Annotated in this window: 17 protein-coding genes, 2 pseudogenes and 1 riboswitch; of the genes and pseudogenes, 13 read left to right on the top strand and 6 right to left on the bottom strand. The window is 41.8% G+C overall.

The window, feature by feature from the left end; genetic code table 11:
- Positions 1-29 precede the first annotated feature (29 nt).
- Together yunB and M5V91_RS25785 are read left to right on the top strand one after the other, a co-directional pair.
- Positions 30-776, top strand: a complete 747-nt coding sequence (gene yunB / locus M5V91_RS25780) for a sporulation protein YunB (RefSeq protein ID WP_009331724.1) — start codon at positions 30-32, stop codon at positions 774-776.
- A gap of 65 nt (positions 777-841) precedes the next feature.
- A riboswitch (Lysine riboswitch) is annotated at positions 842-1,048 on the top strand.
- 172 nt (positions 1,049-1,220) lie between these two features.
- Positions 1,221-2,798, top strand: coding sequence for a Na+/H+ antiporter NhaC family protein (locus M5V91_RS25785; protein WP_251175026.1), 1,578 nt, complete (start codon positions 1,221-1,223; stop codon positions 2,796-2,798).
- Between the two features lie 88 nt (positions 2,799-2,886).
- On the opposite strand, the gene M5V91_RS25790 is transcribed toward M5V91_RS25785, so the two are convergent.
- Entirely contained in the window at positions 2,887-3,768 is an 882-nt protein-coding gene (locus tag M5V91_RS25790; protein WP_251175027.1) for a YsnF/AvaK domain-containing protein, read from the bottom strand.
- A 462-nt stretch (positions 3,769-4,230) separates the two neighbouring features.
- Between M5V91_RS25790 and M5V91_RS25795 the strand changes: the two are divergent.
- Positions 4,231-5,746: pseudogene (locus M5V91_RS25795) on the top strand (sodium-dependent transporter).
- Complete coding sequence (locus M5V91_RS25800) at positions 5,746-5,853, top strand: methionine/alanine import family NSS transporter small subunit (protein WP_019382719.1); 108 nt, start codon at positions 5,746-5,748, stop codon at positions 5,851-5,853. The pseudogene M5V91_RS25795 and the gene M5V91_RS25800 overlap by 1 nt, the downstream one beginning before the upstream one ends.
- A 55-nt stretch (positions 5,854-5,908) precedes the next feature.
- Here the strand turns inward: M5V91_RS25800 and M5V91_RS25805 are convergent, their stop codons facing one another.
- Positions 5,909-6,901: a M23 family metallopeptidase gene (locus M5V91_RS25805; protein ID WP_009331719.1), complete on the bottom strand. Its 993-nt coding sequence runs from the start codon at positions 6,899-6,901 to the stop codon at positions 5,909-5,911.
- Positions 6,902-7,214: 313 nt separating this feature from the next.
- Between M5V91_RS25805 and lipA the strand changes: the two genes are divergently transcribed.
- Positions 7,215-8,132: a lipoyl synthase gene (gene lipA / locus M5V91_RS25810; RefSeq protein ID WP_192907833.1), complete on the top strand. Its 918-nt coding sequence runs from the start codon at positions 7,215-7,217 to the stop codon at positions 8,130-8,132.
- A gap of 55 nt (positions 8,133-8,187) precedes the next feature.
- Here lipA and M5V91_RS25815 read toward each other — a convergent pair whose 3' ends face one another.
- Positions 8,188-8,874, bottom strand: a complete 687-nt coding sequence (locus tag M5V91_RS25815; RefSeq protein ID WP_009331717.1) for a YhcN/YlaJ family sporulation lipoprotein — start codon at positions 8,872-8,874, stop codon at positions 8,188-8,190.
- A gap of 167 nt (positions 8,875-9,041) precedes the next feature.
- On the opposite strand from M5V91_RS25815, the gene M5V91_RS25820 reads away from it, so the two are divergent.
- Entirely contained in the window at positions 9,042-9,317 is a 276-nt protein-coding gene (locus tag M5V91_RS25820) for a YutD family protein (RefSeq protein WP_009331716.1), read from the top strand.
- A 65-nt stretch (positions 9,318-9,382) separates the two neighbouring features.
- Here the strand turns inward: M5V91_RS25820 and M5V91_RS25825 are convergent, their stop codons facing one another.
- The gene (locus tag M5V91_RS25825; RefSeq protein ID WP_009331715.1) at positions 9,383-9,670 is read right to left on the bottom strand and encodes a hypothetical protein; all 288 of its coding nucleotides are present in this window, start codon (positions 9,668-9,670) and stop codon (positions 9,383-9,385) included.
- A gap of 99 nt (positions 9,671-9,769) precedes the next feature.
- Positions 9,770-10,036, bottom strand: coding sequence for a DUF3055 domain-containing protein (locus tag M5V91_RS25830; RefSeq protein ID WP_009331714.1), 267 nt, complete (start codon positions 10,034-10,036; stop codon positions 9,770-9,772).
- A 233-nt stretch (positions 10,037-10,269) separates the two neighbouring features.
- On the opposite strand from M5V91_RS25830, the gene M5V91_RS25835 reads away from it, so the two are divergent.
- From M5V91_RS25835 to nucF, 5 genes and pseudogenes are all read left to right on the top strand, one after another.
- Positions 10,270-11,586, top strand: coding sequence for an EAL domain-containing protein (locus M5V91_RS25835; RefSeq protein WP_009331713.1), 1,317 nt, complete (start codon positions 10,270-10,272; stop codon positions 11,584-11,586).
- A 15-nt stretch (positions 11,587-11,601) separates the two neighbouring features.
- Positions 11,602-12,041: pseudogene (locus M5V91_RS25840) on the top strand (DUF86 domain-containing protein).
- A gap of 202 nt (positions 12,042-12,243) precedes the next feature.
- Entirely contained in the window at positions 12,244-12,456 is a 213-nt protein-coding gene (locus M5V91_RS25845; RefSeq protein WP_071156680.1) for a hypothetical protein, read from the top strand.
- A complete protein-coding gene (locus M5V91_RS25850) occupies positions 12,407-13,033 on the top strand; it encodes a helix-turn-helix transcriptional regulator (protein WP_009331711.1) in 627 nt (208 codons plus the stop codon). Before M5V91_RS25845 ends, M5V91_RS25850 begins: the two co-directional genes overlap by 50 nt.
- Positions 13,034-13,206: 173 nt before the next feature.
- Entirely contained in the window at positions 13,207-13,974 is a 768-nt protein-coding gene (gene nucF / locus M5V91_RS25855) for a 5' nucleotidase NucF (RefSeq protein WP_071156718.1), read from the top strand.
- Positions 13,975-14,005: 31 nt separating this feature from the next.
- On the opposite strand, the gene M5V91_RS25860 is transcribed toward nucF, so the two are convergent.
- Positions 14,006-14,503: a phosphatidylglycerophosphatase A family protein gene (locus tag M5V91_RS25860; RefSeq protein WP_284521585.1), complete on the bottom strand. Its 498-nt coding sequence runs from the start codon at positions 14,501-14,503 to the stop codon at positions 14,006-14,008.
- Between the two features lie 260 nt (positions 14,504-14,763).
- On the opposite strand from M5V91_RS25860, the gene yutH reads away from it, so the two are divergent.
- Together yutH and M5V91_RS25870 are read left to right on the top strand one after the other, a co-directional pair.
- Positions 14,764-15,753, top strand: coding sequence for a spore coat putative kinase YutH (gene yutH, locus M5V91_RS25865; RefSeq protein ID WP_369425918.1), 990 nt, complete (start codon positions 14,764-14,766; stop codon positions 15,751-15,753).
- A gap of 88 nt (positions 15,754-15,841) precedes the next feature.
- Positions 15,842-16,804 carry a 2-hydroxyacid dehydrogenase gene (locus tag M5V91_RS25870; RefSeq protein ID WP_009331706.1) on the top strand — a complete coding sequence of 321 codons (963 nt, stop codon included), beginning with the start codon at positions 15,842-15,844 and terminating at the stop codon, positions 16,802-16,804.
- The last annotated feature ends 168 nt before the right edge of the window (positions 16,805-16,972 follow it).

The following is a 16,972-nucleotide window of genomic DNA, read 5'->3' on the forward strand; positions in this document are numbered from 1 at the left end:
TACATATAGCTTGTAAAGGGGGATTTGTTTTGGCAAAATTTCGCGGCCGGCTGCCCCGGAAAGGTCCTCTGCCATTTCGCTATGTATTTCTATTGACCTTTATATTTTTCGTCATCTCAACTGCTGCCGGCCTATGGATTATCAACGAAGGGCTTAAGCCCACACTTATGAGCTATGCCGATTCACAGACAAGGAAAATCGCATCATTGGTGATAAACAATGCGATTAATAAAAAAATTACCAATGTGATGGATTTGGAAGATATGTTTGAAGCAAGTGAAAGCGGTGTTGTCAGCATCAATGTTGAAAAGCTGAACAGGGTCAAAGCGGAAGTAACCGAACTGGTTCAGGATAATATTAAGAAAGCGGAAAAGGGCGATTTGGATGCTTTGGAGTCCTTTACAGACGTGGAAATCAACACGGAACAAATGGAGAATACAAATGGAATTGTTTATTATGTGCCGCTTGGCCAGGCAACCAATAATGCGCTTCTCGGAAACTTGGGTCCCCGGATACCGGTAAAATTTAATGCAGTGGGCTCTGTTACCTCCAATTTTATAACTGAAACAAAGGATCATGGCATTAATAATGTTGAAGTAAAGGTTCTGGTACGCCTGGATGTGCAGGTTCAAATCATTATTCCTTTTGCCACCAAAATTATCACTGTACAGGAGGATGTGCTTGCCGCTTATGGTATTTACCCAGGAAAGGTCCCGCAATTTTATAATGGCGGAGGGGGCACCTCACCATCAATAGAAATACCGGCCGGCCAATAACACTTGCAAATAGATTAGTATTTTGATAAAATTTCAATATAATTTCATAAAAACCTTATCATATCCGATGGGGTAGAGGCGCAAGATTCAAGAGTACGCTGTGCGAGGATGACAACTAAGACCGCAGCCGAAAGGGAATGTTGCCGAAGCATGATTAGTGAGTCAGAACTAATCTTGCTGGGGTTACTTCGAATAGGAGTAACACTGTCATTATGAGGGGAAAGTATGAATATACTTTGTCAAAGCCTTCATAATGGGGAGCTACAGATCGTGATGGAGAAACTAATTACTTCAAAAGAGTAATGATAGATTTTTCTCTATCGTTACTCTTTTTTTATTTTGACTCTGTCATCATCCTTGTTGTTTCCCCTACGAAAAGCGGAAGGCGCCCGCTTATCGGCGCCTGTAGCTGGACACCAATCAAATTTCAGAGGAGGACAAGTAATGGCAAACACGATTTTCTCCCTGCTTCCGCCTTTGGTAGCAATCGCCATGGTTATCCTGACCAGGCGTGTATTGCTGTCATTGGGAGTGGGAATCGTAACAGCCGCACTATTGCTGGCTGAATTTAGCATCACAGAAACATTCAGCATCATTTGGGATGCTGTAAAAGGAATTTTTGTTTCAGACGGAGAGCTGAACACCTGGAATGTATATATTATTTTATTCTTGCTTGTATTAGGAGTTATTACTGCATTTATATCTATTTCAGGCGGAAGCCGCGCATTTGGAGAATGGGCGATGAAGCGGGTCAAGACCCGTGCAGGCGCACAGATTGTCGGAGCTGTTTTAGGTATTATCATATTCATTGACGACTATTTCAATGCTCTGGCAGTCGGACAGATTTCACGTCCGATTACTGACAGGCAGCGCGTTTCCCGTGCGAAACTTGCCTATTTGATTGATTCGACTTCAGCACCTGTTTGTGTGGTTTCACCAGTATCAAGCTGGGGAGCTTACATCATTGCGCTGATTGGAACTATCCTTGCTGCCCATAATGTTAGCGAGTATTCAGCTTTCTCGGCATTTATTCAAATGATTCCAATGAATCTTTATGTATGGGCTACACTTGCTATTGTGTTTATTGTTGCAATAAGGGGCATCGAAATTGGGCCAATGAGGGTACATGAGAAGCGGGCAGTTGAAGAGGGACTTGTAATGGATCCTGAGAAGCCTGCACCTGGTGAGCTTAAAGACGACCTTCCAACAAGTTCAAAAGGATCAGTCGGAGATCTTGTGTGGCCGATTATTGCCCTTGTCATTGGTACAGTTGGTGCGATGCTTTGGACGGGGTCACAAGCGGTTGAAGGAAATGCGACGATCCTGCAAATTTTTGAAAACACAGATGTATCGAAGTCACTTATCCTTGGCGGCCTCGTAGGTCTAGTGGTTTCAATGGGATTATTCTTCCGTCAGGCCTTTGTTTTGAAAGGTGTTAACGCAAATGTTTTTGGCAAAGGGGTATGGGAAGGCGTAAAATCCATGCTTCCAGCTGTTTATATCTTGCTGTTTGCCTGGGCGATTGTTGATCTGATCGGCCGTCTGGAAACTGGAAAGTATTTGGCAGGTATTGTGGAAAGTTCCAATATGAGCACTTCATGGCTTCCGCTTTTACTTTTCCTCATCGCGGGAATTATGGCATTCAGTACTGGAACCTCATGGGGATCTTTCGGCATCCTGCTTCCGATTGCTGGAGACATTGCTGCTGCAACAGATATCGCGCTGTTATTGCCGGCTATGTCAGCGGTCCTTGCCGGAGCGGTTTTCGGAGATCATTGTTCACCTATTTCCGATACAACTATTCTTTCCTCAACTGGAGCAGGGTGTAACCATATAGACCATGTGATGACGCAGCTTCCATACGCCTTGATTTCAGCGGGTATCGCAGCTGTTGGTTATTTAATCGTCGGGTTTACTGGAAGCACTGCTATCGCATTACTCACAGTGGCTGTTCTTGTTGCGGCATTTGCTTTCGTTGGCCGTGGCAAAAAAGAAGCCTGGCAGGAAAATAAGGCTAGTTAAAACCTATAGAAAAAGGCTTTCTCTTTGAGAAAGCCTTTTGGTGTTCATCCATCATATTAAAGAGGTCCCCCGGAAGGGACCTTTTTAATTATAGGTTGTCATTATTTTTTCTATTAAGAGAACGATTTAAGTCTTCATCGTCAGTAACATATTCTTGGCCGCCTTCTAGATGCACTTCTTCTTTCTTGAGGTTTTCTTTAACCTGCTGGGTTTCCTGAACTTCCCGTTTGCCTACGACAATTTCTTCGGTGACAACAGGCCTTTTGGAGACTTCTACACGCTCTTCTGTAATTGGGATCCTGATTGTTTCCTCATCTGATATAGGTGATGTGCTTGCACCAGTTGGATCATCCACTCTTCTTCTTTCTACATACACTTCTTCATGCTCTACCGGTACATTAATTGCTTTTTGTTCTTCCACAACATCTTTATGGATTTCAACTTCTCCGGCTTGAACACGTTCTTTTGACACATCCAGCTGTTCTTCCCGAAGTTTTAATGATTGTTCATCTTCTTCAGCGGGATTCCTCTGCTGGCTATATCCCCCATTGTAAGTGCTGTCCACATTGGCTTCAGCAGTTCCGGCATTGGTAAAGCCTGTTGCAGTATCCATTCTATCACTGTATAAAATGATTTTTCCCTCGTTTACATAAGCTTCATACTTGCGTGCTTCATCATCTGACATGCCCAGTTCCCTGAACTTTTCACCTGCAGAGTCGCTGCTCATGCGATCATCATCAAACCATGATGCCAGACTATTTAAGAATCCCGCGCTCTCGCTGCTGTCTCTATCTTTAGTCTCGAAGGTCTCTGTATGAACACCGGTTTTATCTTCAAGAGACGTATCCAGGTGTTCTGTCTGTCCAATGATGGATAGATCCTGAACAGGGTATCCGTCATTCTGCAGTTCTTGAATGGCATTTACTACTTCCCTTTGTGAATTATAAACTCCGATAATATTGGCATCCATTTGTAAAAACCTCCTTTGTAGTGCTTTATGCTATATTTGGTAATGGTTAAGCACATTGATTATATTCCCGGGTCTTAGAAGAGCAAACAAGGTTAATTTTGGCATCTTACCAATTTTATTTTGAATTTTCTGAATAAAAAATGAAAGTTTTTAGCTTTTAAGAATAAATTTTACTAAGGGGGTGAGGACAAAGAATATATTGATCAGCTTTGGTGGAATAACTCCTGGCCGAGTTGAATTCTAATGATAATTAAAATACGAGTATACTAATTTTTTATGTGCTTTACTCTGGCAATGTACTAAAATAAATTATTTCGAAAAATAATACTATTAGGAAAATAATGTTTTGACAGATTATCAAAAACTAGCTATACTAGGCTTAGTTAGATTTAATTATCTGAAAATATAAAAAGTTCCCATTGTTCTTTTTAATTGGGAATATTTACAGGGGTAGTAATTACTATGGAGAATCGTCCGCAGTGGGGATCCAGAGCTGGCTTTATAATGGCAGCAGTGGGTTCTGCAATTGGTCTAGGAAACATTTGGCGTTTCCCTGCAGTTGCATATGAAAATGGAGGGGAGCATTCTTTTTCCGTATTTATTTGCTCTGCTGACAGCAGGTATACCGCTTCTGATTATGGAATTTACAATTGGCCATAAGTATCGGGGTTCAGCACCACTGTCTTATGCTAGATTAAGTAAAAAATACGAATGGTTAGGCTGGTGGCAGGTAGCCATCTCATTTGTCATTTCAACATATTATGCGGTTATTATCGCATGGGCGATGTCTTTCGCAGGCTTTTCGTTTAATCTCAAATGGGGTGACGATCCAAACGGATTCCTCTTTGGAGAATATTTGAAGCTTTCTGAAACGCCAGGAGATATTGGCGGGATTGTCCCAGGAGTTTTTATTCCGTTAGTTATTGTTTGGGCAGTAACACTTGGCATCCTGTTCAAGGGAATTAAAAAAGGCATCGAAATCGCGAACAAAATCTTTATTCCTGTCCTTGTAGTTTTATTTTTAATTATTGTTGTTCGCGCATTGACGCTTGATGGAGCTATTGCCGGCTTGGATGCATTCTTTAAGCCGAACTGGGAGATGATTGCAGAACCTAAAGTTTGGGTTGCGGCATATGGCCAGATCTTCTTTAGTTTATCAATTGGATTTGCCATCATGGTAACATATTCAAGCTACCTTCCTAAGAAAACGGATCTGACAAACAGTGCTTTCATTACAGGTTTTGCAAACTCTGGATTTGAACTTCTTGCAGGGATCGGAGTTTTTGCCGCATTAGGATTCATGGCTGCACAGCAGGGTGTGGGTATTAATGAAGTTGTATCATCCGGTGTAGGATTAGCATTCGTGGTATTCCCGCAAATCATTAACGAATTCCCTGCTTTAAATGGGTTATTCGGGTCTTTCTTCTTTATCTGTTTAACACTGGCGGGCTTAACTTCGCTAATTTCAATTGTTGAAACATTTGTTGCCGGAGTACAGGATAAGTTTAATGTATCACGTAATAAAGCTGTTCTTGTTGGCGGCGGTTTATCTGCTGTTATTTCCATCCTTTTTGCTACACAGGGCGGTTTATACTTCCTTGATGCAGCTGATTACTTCATTAACCAGTTTGGAGTTGCTTTGGCAGGACTTGTCCAGGTTGTAATTGTTGGATGGGTTTTAAAAGAATTGAAAAATCTTCAAAACCATGCAGATGCTGTTTCCGATATAAAACTTGGGGCATGGTGGAAAGTGTGTTTAATTGGAATTACACCAATCGTGCTTGGTTATATGATGATTCAAAACATTATTACGAATGTTAAAGATAATTATGAAGGATATCCTACAAGCTTCCTGCTCTATTCAGGATGGGGAGTAGCAATTGGAGCCATTATCTTAGGCTTTGTGTTTATGGCAATTAAAAAGAACGAAACACAGACTAAGCTTACGATCCCAAATGATAAGGAGGTATCTCAATAATGTCTGGTGGCGCAATTACAATGATGGTGGTTGGGATGCTCATTATCTGGGGCGGTCTGGCAGCAAGTATAATGAATGCAGTATCTAAAGCTAAAAAAGCTAAATAATAAATAATAAATAATGAAGGACTGCCTGGTTAAATAGGCAGCCCTTTATTTATGTTTATTTTCTTCTTGCTTTTATCCGATCCTGTCTTTCCCATAATCTTAAATGAGGATATGGATCATAGGACCACTCAGTATAGCCATTGTCTTTGTATATGCCATAATGGAGATGGGGAGGGAATTTACCTGATGTACCCGGAGGCCCGTAGCCGGAGCTTCCTACCCCTCCTATCATCATCCCGGGCTCAACGATTTGCCCAACTTTCAGATCTTTTGCAAATCCGCTTAAATGGGCAAAGTAATGATAGTTATTATTAATATCACGTATGCCGATTCTCCATCCTCCATATTTGTTCCAGCCTTTCATTTCCACTATTCCATAAGATGTAGCCCGGACGGGCACCCCGTAATCAGCGAAAATATCTGTTCCTTCATGAATCCGCCTTCCTCCCCATCCTCTGGCGTCACCCCAGGTATTTCTGTAGCTGTAATTGCTCCTCAAAGGGACAGGGAAGGTGTGATCATCAAGATCAAGGCGGCCGAACTGCTTATAAATTTGGGCTTTGCCGATAATGATGCCGACAGCTTTATCGCGTTTATAATAATTCCACAATCCAATTTTTAAATTATCATGGTCTGTACCATATGAGAGAAGGAATTTGGCAAAGGAATGAAGAACATCTTCATCACTTTTCAAGCTGGCTTTTCCGTCCCCGTCCCCGTCCATTCCTATTCCATTGAAAAATTGTATGGATGTAGGATTCTCATCGGATGGATCTGGGTTCAATATTCCCGCCCACTCTTCAGGTTTGAAATAGATGCCTGTAATGCCTTCTGCTTTGGGAATATCCCTTCTGGACTGCCGGACATTCCGTTCATACTGATCAATCCCCGCAAGGTAATACCAGGGGATGTTCGTAACAGCTTCAACTTTTTTATATAAGGTCATTCTTTGTTTATATACATCAGCTTGATTTTCTTGGGCGCTGACTGTGCATAAGGAAATCAGAAATAACGATAAGGCCGCAGCTGCGGTAAATAATATCCGCACGGAAATCCTCCCTTCTTTTATGGTCTGCTTATTTAGTTTGTGAGGAATGGATAATTTAATAAATATCAATTAATGGTAATACCAGAATCTTCGGCTTGTCCTCTTCAATTCATTATGATAAAGTGGCATCAGGTGAAGCCTAATCAGCTTAGTCGGAATTTGCTTATGACAGGCTTTTTTAATAGGCAGGAATGTATTAATTCTGAAGTCAGATAACTGTCTGGCTCCAGCGCCTACCCCCTCGAGGCCTCAAGCCAAGGGTAAGGCGCTTGCGCCTTTCTTTCCGTCTAGCTTCAGTTTAAGGAGTGGGAAAATGAGCAAAAAAGAAGAGTACTTGCGCAAGCCTGAATGGCTGAAAATAAAGTTAAACACAAATGAAAATTATACTGGCCTAAAAAAAATGATGAGGGAAAAAAATCTGCATACTGTTTGTGAAGAGGCTAAGTGCCCCAACATTCATGAATGCTGGGCAGTAAGAAGAACGGCCACGTTCATGATTCTTGGGGATGTTTGTACGCGTGCCTGCCGTTTTTGTGCTGTCAAAACGGGCCTGCCAACTGAATTGGATCTTCAGGAGCCGGAACGCGTAGCAGATTCCGTAGCGCTAATGAACTTAAAGCATGCAGTGGTAACAGCTGTAGCAAGAGATGATTTAAAGGACGGCGGTGCTGCTGTTTTCGCAGAAACGGTCCGTGCCATCAGAAGAAAAAGCCCGTTCACTACGATTGAAGTATTGCCCTCAGACATGGGCGGTGTGTATGATAATCTGAAAATGCTTATGGATGCCCGGCCTGATATTCTTAACCACAATATCGAAACAGTTGAGCGCCTGACTCCAAGAGTAAGAGCGCGTGCAAAATATAAGCGCTCTCTTGAATTTTTAAAGCGTGCAAAAGAGATGCAGCCAGATATTCCTACAAAATCCAGCTTGATGATCGGGCTTGGCGAAACAAAAGAGGAAATAATTGCGGTAATGGATGATCTGCGTGCCCATGATGTTGATATTATGACAATAGGGCAGTATCTTCAGCCATCCAAGAAACATCTTAAGGTTTTGAAATACTATTCACCTGAAGAATTCCAGGAGCTGAAGGACATTGCAATGAGCAAAGGATTCAGCCATTGTGAAGCAGGCCCGCTTGTCCGCTCTTCCTATCATGCTGATGAACAGGTAAATGCGGCATCTAAACAAAAGCAGCTTCTGGGAGAAAAGGAAATCCAGGAAGCATAAGATAAAAAAAGAGTTCAGCGCCATCGCTGGACTCTTTTTTCATACTGCTGAATGATTAACGGTTACCTGCTTTCTTGACGTTTTCCCCAAGATCATCTTTATCCATATCATCGTTTCTTTCGCCTTGCATTTCACCGTTTTCATTTTCACTTTCACTCATTCTTTCTCCTTGAGGAGAATTAAGCATTTGTTTAATTAACTGGTTAATGCCATTTTCAGCATTACGTCCATCAGAATCAACTGTTGCATAGTTTTCAACATTTTTCCTTAATGAAGTATCATCACTTACATAGACATGATACCATCTTGGGACTACAGACATAGCCATCTTCTTCACCTGATCAGCTGTCTGATTGCGATTTTTTGTGTCAGTGTTATACACGATCAGGACTTCTTCATCTGTTACAAGAGTTGAAATATCGTCCACGTTCGGAACTTCAGTACAATATTTTCCGATAATATCTGCAACCTGCTCACGGTCAATGGCAGCATAGTGATCCGCTGAAACGTTGTCTCCCATAATTGGGCTTTTTTGATGGCGCACATATCCGAAGTCTTCACCGGTATTGTTTCGGCCGTTTCGCCCATTGCCCATATCCCTGTTGTATAAATCAGCACGCTGGTCATTTACATTTATGGTGTGACCGGTTTCTTCATAGATATCTTCTTTTGCGGCATTGTTTTGACAGGCAGTCAGTGCAGCCATGCCGCTAATGCCAAGAATGATTAGTGATTTTTTCACTATAAACACCTCCTCATCTATAGAATTGCCACTGCTGAATTTTTTTCTCTTAGTAATTGATGGGGAATCAGTTATAATTTAATTAGGACAAATATTGGTTTGTTTTCATATCCTGTGATTTCCAATATAATACTGGTACATATGCTTTTTAAGTTGAGGTGAATAAATTGGTCTGCATTAATAATATCTGCTATGAAGTGATTCAGGAAGAACGGGATGGTTTTAATGAGGAAGCATTTCGCGGGAGATACAGCGAAATTTTATCCAGGTATGACTATATTGTTGGCGACTGGGGATATGGTCAGCTTCGTCTCCGCGGCTTTTTCGATGATCAGAACCAAAAGGCTTCATTTGATACAAAAATAAGTACTCTGACCGAGTATCTTTACGAATTCTGTAATTTCGGATGTGCCTATTTTGTTGTGAAAAAAGTGAAAAGCTAAAAAGGGCAGGGGGGTAACCCTGCCCTTTTTTTGATGCTGCCTGCCCTTTGTTGGTGTACGCTTTTTTAAGTCTCTGTATATGGCGGTTCTTCATTTTTATCAGGGTCATCATGCGGCGGATGCGCCCCTGGCATTTGCCTCGGCAAGTTCTGATGGAGGGACTTGAACTCATAATTGAAGGCACTGTAATAGCGCTGGCCCTCCTGCCATGGGGTGCTTTTGTTCTCTACCGGCTCATCCGCATTTCTGGGAGAGCCATAGGCACCTTCAGGCAAGTCCTCGGGAATAAGGAAATTCCTTTGCGTTTCCACATTTGAGAAATCGGTGTATGTGCGTCTTTCTTTATCGTCCATGCTATCACTCCTTAGGAAGTTTATATGCAGCAGGGTCTTTAAAGAAAAAGGAGAACCCACAAAATAGGTTCTCCCTTAGTATCTGTTTATTATCGTATATTAAACGATTTCCATGAGAAATGACTTAAGCTCCTCTGCATCTTCCTCAGAAAGCTGAAAAACATGCTCAAGATAGCCTTCTTCCTTTAAATCATCTTCTCCAATAATGGCAAATCGGCTTCCCTGGATATCAAGGACCAATTGTTTGCCGTAATAGCGATCGGAACGAACAATAGCCAAATCGAATCGCTGGTTTTCTCCCATAAAGCTGACAAATCTGGTTTTTGTTTCTTCGAGATCATCATATAAGAAAAAGCGTTCTGCCAAATATAACACTCCTCAGTTGTTTTATATACCGATTATAGCATGTCCTTGTTGGGTTTATGTTCGAAGGGGATGAATCTTTTTATTCTCTTTTCACCCTTTAATGGCTAAATATATATTTTTTCTATTAAAGGAAAAAATACTCAATTCAAAATATTGTGATACAATAGCTGGTAGGGTAGCATAGTAATAAAGGCTTATAGTCAATACAAAAATAAAGCTGGCAGCTGAGAGGAATGAAAGGTATGGTCCACCATTACATAAAAAGATTTAAGCCGGTTGGAAATTGGGGCAAACTTATGCTTCCTTTAAATAAGATAAAGTATTTCCCTCCCCAATTCATTATCCGTGACCCGATTGCAGAAGGAGTAAATCTGGCGCTGAAACAAGGGTTTGAAGTGGCCGTTGCTGTTTTTAATTTTAAAAATTGGCAAGACCTGTCCGAACAGCTGGGTGAGCTTTCTTTCAGACAGTTTATAAAAAACATTAAGATCATATTTTTGGCAGTCATTCAGCGGGAACTTGAAGATAATCAAATCATTATCGTGCATGATCATTATAGCGATGGCCTTGCCTTGATAATGAAAGTGGACCATAGCAGGGATTGTGTGACAGAAATTGATCAAACACTGAAAAAAATTGTCAAAGAAGCTGAAAAATACATACATAGTGATACACCTCATATAAAGCCGGTTATTGATACGGGATATATGTTTGTTGAAAAGAAGTATTATTCGTCTGTTCAGGAAGCAGTCTACAAAGCCCATCAGCATGCACTCGCAATGGCCGAAAAAAGGGTCAGATCCGAGTTTAATGAAATGATGTACAAAATAAATAAAATTGTAGCGAAAAAGGATATTAAAATGCTGGCACAGCCGATTATTAATGTGGCTACAGGCGAGATAAAGGCTTGGGAAATGCTCACAAGAGGTCCGAGCGGCACTTCCCTGGAAAGCCCTCTACAGCTTTTTAGCATTGCTCGGCAGACGGGAAGCCTTTATGATCTGGAGCTAATCGTACTTGAGAAAACACTTCAACAGATAACAAAGACAGACTGCAATCAGGATATATTTATTAACTTCACCCCGATTACAATAGGGAATGAAAGGTTTGTGAGGGATGTAAAGAAAATGCTCACCGGCTATAAAAATATTCCCCCTGAACAGATCACACTTGAAATTACTGAACGTGATCCCATTGAAGGTATTGAAAACTTTATATACAATATAAAGGTATTAAGAACATTAGGATTTCGGGTGGCTGTGGATGACACCGGTGCAGGTTATGCCAGTTTAAATTCAATAAGTGAGATTATGCCGGATATTATAAAAATCGACCGTTCCGTCATTAAAGGCATTGATACGAACAGGGTAAAAGAATCCATGCTGAAGGGTCTCCTTTTAGTGGCGAAAGAAGCGGGTTCACTGGTGGTTGCCGAGGGAATTGAAAGTGAAGGGGAGGCATCGGTTCTCTCCAGAAACAATGTCGATTTAGCTCAGGGATATTTCTACGCTCGGCCGGATACTTTAACCAAGAGCCTGAAATCTTCATAGGAGGAAGGAAGCATTATGTATTTCGTAGACAGGGAAAAGATCGAAGACACACTTAGTTATCTGGAACAGCAAATCTCCCTTTTGAAGAAGTGAAAGAGTGGACATCCCCTATTGAAAAGGCAGCCTTGGAACGGATTGCCCAAATTATGATCGAAGCTATCCTTGATACTGGTAATACGATGATTGACGGCTTTATCATGAGGGATCCAGGCAGCTACGATGATATCGTGGATATTCTTGACGACGAAAAGGTCATCAGCAAAGAAATGAGCAATAGCTTTAAACAGTTCATTACATATCGTAAAATGCTCGTCCAAAATTACACAGACGTCAATCATGAGGGGCTAATAACAGCTATAAGCAGTCATATGTCCATGATTAAAGAGTTTCCGGGCAGGGTCAGGGAGTATCTAACCAATGAACTGGGGCCGGTTTCTGCTTTTAAACCTCAATAAAGATCGGAGAAATCCGATCTTTTTCTCTGTATGGGAAACTATGAAATGGAACTGTATGAATAACTCTGTGGAAAGGCTGTCTGCATCTAGCTCCAGCGCCTAGCCCCTCGGGTCATAAGCCAAATCACTCAAGAAATCGGGCAAGGAACGCTTCGTCAGCGATTCATCGCCCGACCGAAGCTTGCTTTGGGAGGTTTCCTGCTTGATTCGTCTTATGCCTGCCGGACTTGCACTGGATGTGCTGGCTTCAACGTTCACCACAGGACGGTGGCGGTTTTTAGTTGGAGTTCATCTGATCAAGATGCTTCCGCTTTTGTTCCTAGGGAGCATATTAGGCTTGAATAAAGAGAAGGGCGGTGAATGTCATGCATGTTGGAGAAAATTCAACAAAAGAAGAGATCTTGAGGTTAATTAAAACAACCGGGAAGCTTTCCATACTGGAAATGGCCAGAGAGCTGGGAATAACAGAAATGGCCGTCAGAAAGCATATTCAGGCTCTTGAAAAAGATGGCTTTATTAGATCTGCAATCCAGAGGCAAACAAAAGGGCGCCCTTCAAAGCTTTATCAGCTAACAGCAAAGGGCGAAGATCTGTTTCCGAAAAAATACAAGCAGTTAAGTGTTGAATTATTAACAGAACTTAAAAGCATGGGGCAGGGCCATTTAATTACAGAGTTGTTTTCAAGAAGGAAAAACCGCCTCGTACAGCAGTATGAGATTCAGACGGCCGGGAAATCTTTTTCAGAAAAGCTTCAAGTTCTTGAGGACCTTCTCCTGCTTGAAGGCTTTATGCCGGAATTGCTAATAGAGGAAGGCCAAGTCCACCTCAAAGAGTTTAATTGCCCATATATTGAAACAGCAGAAGAATTTAAACAAATCTGCAGGTCCGAAAAAGAGTTTATCAAAGATTTTCTTTCTGCTGATCATGTTGATATCAAATCCTGTATGGCTGCAGGTGATGGGTGCTGTCATTATATAATAAAGCAAGATTAGGCGGGGGCCCCTGTTCAAGGAGTTTTTTTGCGGGAATTACTTTATTATTCATCCTTGCAATCGTGAAAAATTGCACAATTCACCACGTTCCTTTAAGATAGCTTTTATGGGCGATAGCTCAGTTGAAAAATAGGGATATTAATAAAAGCATAGATCATTTGGGAGTGATGGCTGTGAAAAAATATAAAGGATACTTAATCGATTTAGATGGCACCATGTATCGCGGGACAGAGCTGATCAGTGAGGCAGCTGATTTTGTCAATAAGCTTAGGGAACTGGATCTTCCCTATTTGTTTGTGACGAATAATTCTTCCAGAACACCAGCCCAGGTAGCAGAGAAGCTTGTGAAGTTCGGCATTCCTGCCGAAGAAGAGCAGGTCTTTACAACGAGCATGGCTACTGCCAACTACATATATGAACAGCAAACCGATGCTTCAGTTTATGTGATTGGAGAAGAAGGAATACGGGAAGCGCTGGCTGAAAAGGGGCTAAGCTTTGCTGAGGAGCATGCGGACTACGTCGTAGTGGGGATTGACCGCTCCATTAACTATGAAAAGCTATCCATCGCCTGTCTGGCTGTCCGGAATGGAGCAGCATTCATTTCCACGAACGGAGACATTGCTATTCCGACAGAAAGAGGGCTGCTTCCGGGTAATGGGTCACTAACCTCTGTCATTACTGTATCGACACAAAAAGAGCCGGTGTTTATCGGAAAACCGGAATCGATCATCATGGAGCAGGCTTTAAAGGTGCTGGGAACAGCTAAGGAAGAAACCCTGATGGTTGGGGATAACTATGATACGGATATTTTAGCAGGAATGAATGCCAGTATGGATACCTTGCTTGTCCATACAGGTGTAACAACGAAAGAGCTATTGAAGGGTTATGACAAAAAGCCTGACTTTGTGCTCGATTCATTAGCGGATTGGGACTTTAAATAGAAAAGGATGGAGAAAAGCTCTCCATCCTTTTTTATTCCGCATTTTCGGCACTGTGTGCCAGCCTGCTCGAAGCGGCTGCAGCGATAGCTCCGACAATATCATCGAGGAAGGTATGGCATCTTCCTGAACTCTTATCGTTCAGATCCTTCAGGATGCCAGGCTTCAATTTATCGATATATCCAAAATTGGTAAATCCAATGGAACCATATACGTTTACAATGGATAATGCCAGTACTTCATCCGCTCCATATAAACCCTCATCTGTAGCGATAATCGACTGCAGCGGCTCTAAGAGTTTCTTTTCCTCGGCCAGCATATCAAGCTGAATGCCCGTTAAAATGGCGTTTTGAACTTCTCTTTTTGATAAAACACGCTCAACATTATGAATGCAATCTTTCATTTGTAAATTGGGGTGATATTTCTCTTGGAGGAAGAACACTAAATCAGCTATATCCTGAATTTCTACCCCTCTTTCATGGAGCCATTTACGTGCTGTCTGCTCTGTAACGTTAACTGCTTTTTTCTTCATTCATTGGCTTCACCTTTTCTGGTTATTAAATAATTGCGGGAATGTCCAGGCCTAGCTAAGGTCCTGTGTTATGCACTTTTAGATTCTTTTCACTATGTATATACCCTTTTTTTATCAAATATGCCCGATGCCGCTGAAACGGAAAAATTTCATTTCCTGTATTATTTCCATGGTACACAGTCTTATCCAAGAAAACAACAAGTTTTAAAGTCTTCTATCATATATATTCCATAAGGATCTCTCTAAAATGAGGTGGTATAATGTTTAGAAAACTTTTGAAAGAACAATTTGGGATAGAAGCAGAGGATACGATGAGAATCGGAAAATATGATGCATGCCGAAAGCAGGGACAGCTTTATTTGCTTGTGCCTGCGGGGCATACAGATGAAGAAGAACTCGAAGAACTGGACCAAATGGCAGAACACCTTACCAATTGCGGGGATAGGAACATAAGCACTTTTATGAAAACAAAGGAAGGTAAACAATCAATTGATTGGAACGATAGCCGCTTTTGCATTCTGGTTAACCGGCATACACTGAGCAGAAAACAAAGTCAGTTTGGACGAAAGCTGGCAAAGTTCCATTACAGAGGCAGGAGCATTTCGTTTCCCGTGAAAAAAACAAGCAGAATCGGGCAGTGGAAACAGCTCTGGGAACAGCGGCTGGATCAAATGGAAAAGGTATGGAATGAGATGCTTTTCCAAAAGCCTGAAAATGATTTTGAGAGAATGTTTTTAGAGTCGTTTCCATACTATATGGGGCTTGCTGAAAATTCAATCCAATATCTTGTGGATACTGAGCTTGATGACGAACCAGAAATGGCAGACAGCGGAACCGTTTGTCATATAAGACTAACATCTGCCACCTGGGGAGACAGTTATTATATGAAAAATCCATTTGACTGGGTATTTGATCATTCATCCAGAGATTTGGCGGAATGGACGAGAGAGAAATATTTCCATAATATCAAAACGTATCAGCCGGATCTGCGCCAATTTTTATCGGAATATCAAAGTGTAGGGCCATTATCCTCCTTCTCATGGCGGCTATACTATGCTCGTCTATTATTTCCTCTCCATTATTTCGAAACAATAGAAAATTATTATGGTGCAGATTCTGAACAGCAGAAGCTTGTGCTTCAGGAGCGCCTGCAGAAGTATCTTTGGCAGTCTGACGATCATGAGCGTTTTCTGGGGGATTTTTCGAATTTGCCGAGGTCCCCATCAAAAAACTCAGGATTCCTCTGGTGAATTGGATCAAGAGCTGAAAATAGGCAGGGAAATTCCCTTACTTGGCGAATGGAACATAAGCTTGAGAATGTAAAGAGGGGATATTTTAATGAAACCATACGTATTTATCAGCAGGAAGCTGCCTGAAAATGTTATTGCCATTTTAAAAGAAAAGTACACAGTTGAAATGTGGGATCGGGAAGATGTGCCGGTACCTTACGATGTATTCTTACAGGAGGCGAGAAAAGCAGATGCCCTTTTAACTATGCTATCAGAGCCGGTGAATGAGGAAGTTCTGGAAGCAGGAGGGAAGCTGAAGATCATAGCCAATATGGCTGTCGGCTATGATAATGTGGATGTTGAGACAGCAAAAAGGCTCGGAATCACGGTGACCAATACACCAGAGGTATTGAATGATTCAACTGCCGACCTGACGTTTGCGCTTGTGCTCGCTGCTGCGCGCAGAATGGTGGAGGCTGCTGAGTTTGTGAAGAAAGGCAATTGGAAGAGCTGGAGTCCGCTGCTTTTAGCAGGGCAGGATGTACATCATAAAACAATCGGGATTGTAGGGATGGGGAATATCGGAAAAACAGTTGCAAAGCGTGCAGCTGGATTTGATATGGAGATTTTATATCACAATCGTTCGAGGAAGCCGGATGCGGAACAGGAACTGGGAGCCCAATATGTCAGCTTTGATGAATTGCTCGAACGCTCAGATTTCGTTGTCTGCCTGACGCCCTTGACAGAAGAAACAAGGAATTTATTTAACCGAAATGCATTCCAGAAGATGAAAGGCAAGGCTGTTTTTGTAAATGCCTCAAGAGGGCCGGTTGTAAATGAACATGATTTATATGAAGCACTGAAGGCAGGAGAGATTGCAGCGGCAGGATTGGATGTTTTTGCGGAGGAGCCAATTGGCGAAGACCATCCTCTGCTGGAGCTGAAAAATGTAGTGGCTATGCCCCATATCGGAAGTGCCAGCATAGAAACGCGCTATGCCATGATGCAGCTGTGTGTGGAAAACATTGATCTAGTCCTTTCAGGAAAGAAACCAAAAACACCAGTCGAATAGAAGTGATGAAGGCACCCCAAAGCAGGGTGCCTTTATTTATAGATAAAAAAATTTAAAAAATAAAATCGCAATAAATCAGTATGTGAAGCGCTTCCAGTCATTATTTTCGGAAAATTGCCTATTGTAAAAACGCCGCTTGACCCCTATAATGTCTACTATACAAATACA

This window comes from Cytobacillus pseudoceanisediminis, from assembly GCF_023516215.1.
Lineage (GTDB): Bacteria > Bacillota > Bacilli > Bacillales > Cytobacillaceae > Cytobacillus > Cytobacillus pseudoceanisediminis.

Coding starts and splice junctions, on each gene's coding strand:
- M5V91_RS25785 (WP_251175026.1), top strand. CDS start 1,221: ATGGCAAACACGATTTTCTCCCTGCTTCCGCCTTTGGTAGCAATCGCC.
- M5V91_RS25790 (WP_251175027.1), bottom strand. CDS start 3,768: ATGGATGCCAATATTATCGGAGTTTATAATTCACAAAGGGAAGTAGTA.
- M5V91_RS25800 (WP_019382719.1), top strand. CDS start 5,746: ATGTCTGGTGGCGCAATTACAATGATGGTGGTTGGGATGCTCATTATC.
- lipA (WP_192907833.1), top strand. CDS start 7,215: ATGAGCAAAAAAGAAGAGTACTTGCGCAAGCCTGAATGGCTGAAAATA.
- M5V91_RS25825 (WP_009331715.1), bottom strand. CDS start 9,670: ATGGACGATAAAGAAAGACGCACATACACCGATTTCTCAAATGTGGAA.
- M5V91_RS25835 (WP_009331713.1), top strand. CDS start 10,270: ATGAAAGGTATGGTCCACCATTACATAAAAAGATTTAAGCCGGTTGGA.
- M5V91_RS25850 (WP_009331711.1), top strand. CDS start 12,407: ATGCATGTTGGAGAAAATTCAACAAAAGAAGAGATCTTGAGGTTAATT.
- M5V91_RS25860 (WP_284521585.1), bottom strand. CDS start 14,503: ATGAAGAAAAAAGCAGTTAACGTTACAGAGCAGACAGCACGTAAATGG.
- yutH (WP_369425918.1), top strand. CDS start 14,764: ATGTTTAGAAAACTTTTGAAAGAACAATTTGGGATAGAAGCAGAGGAT.
- M5V91_RS25870 (WP_009331706.1), top strand. CDS start 15,842: ATGAAACCATACGTATTTATCAGCAGGAAGCTGCCTGAAAATGTTATT.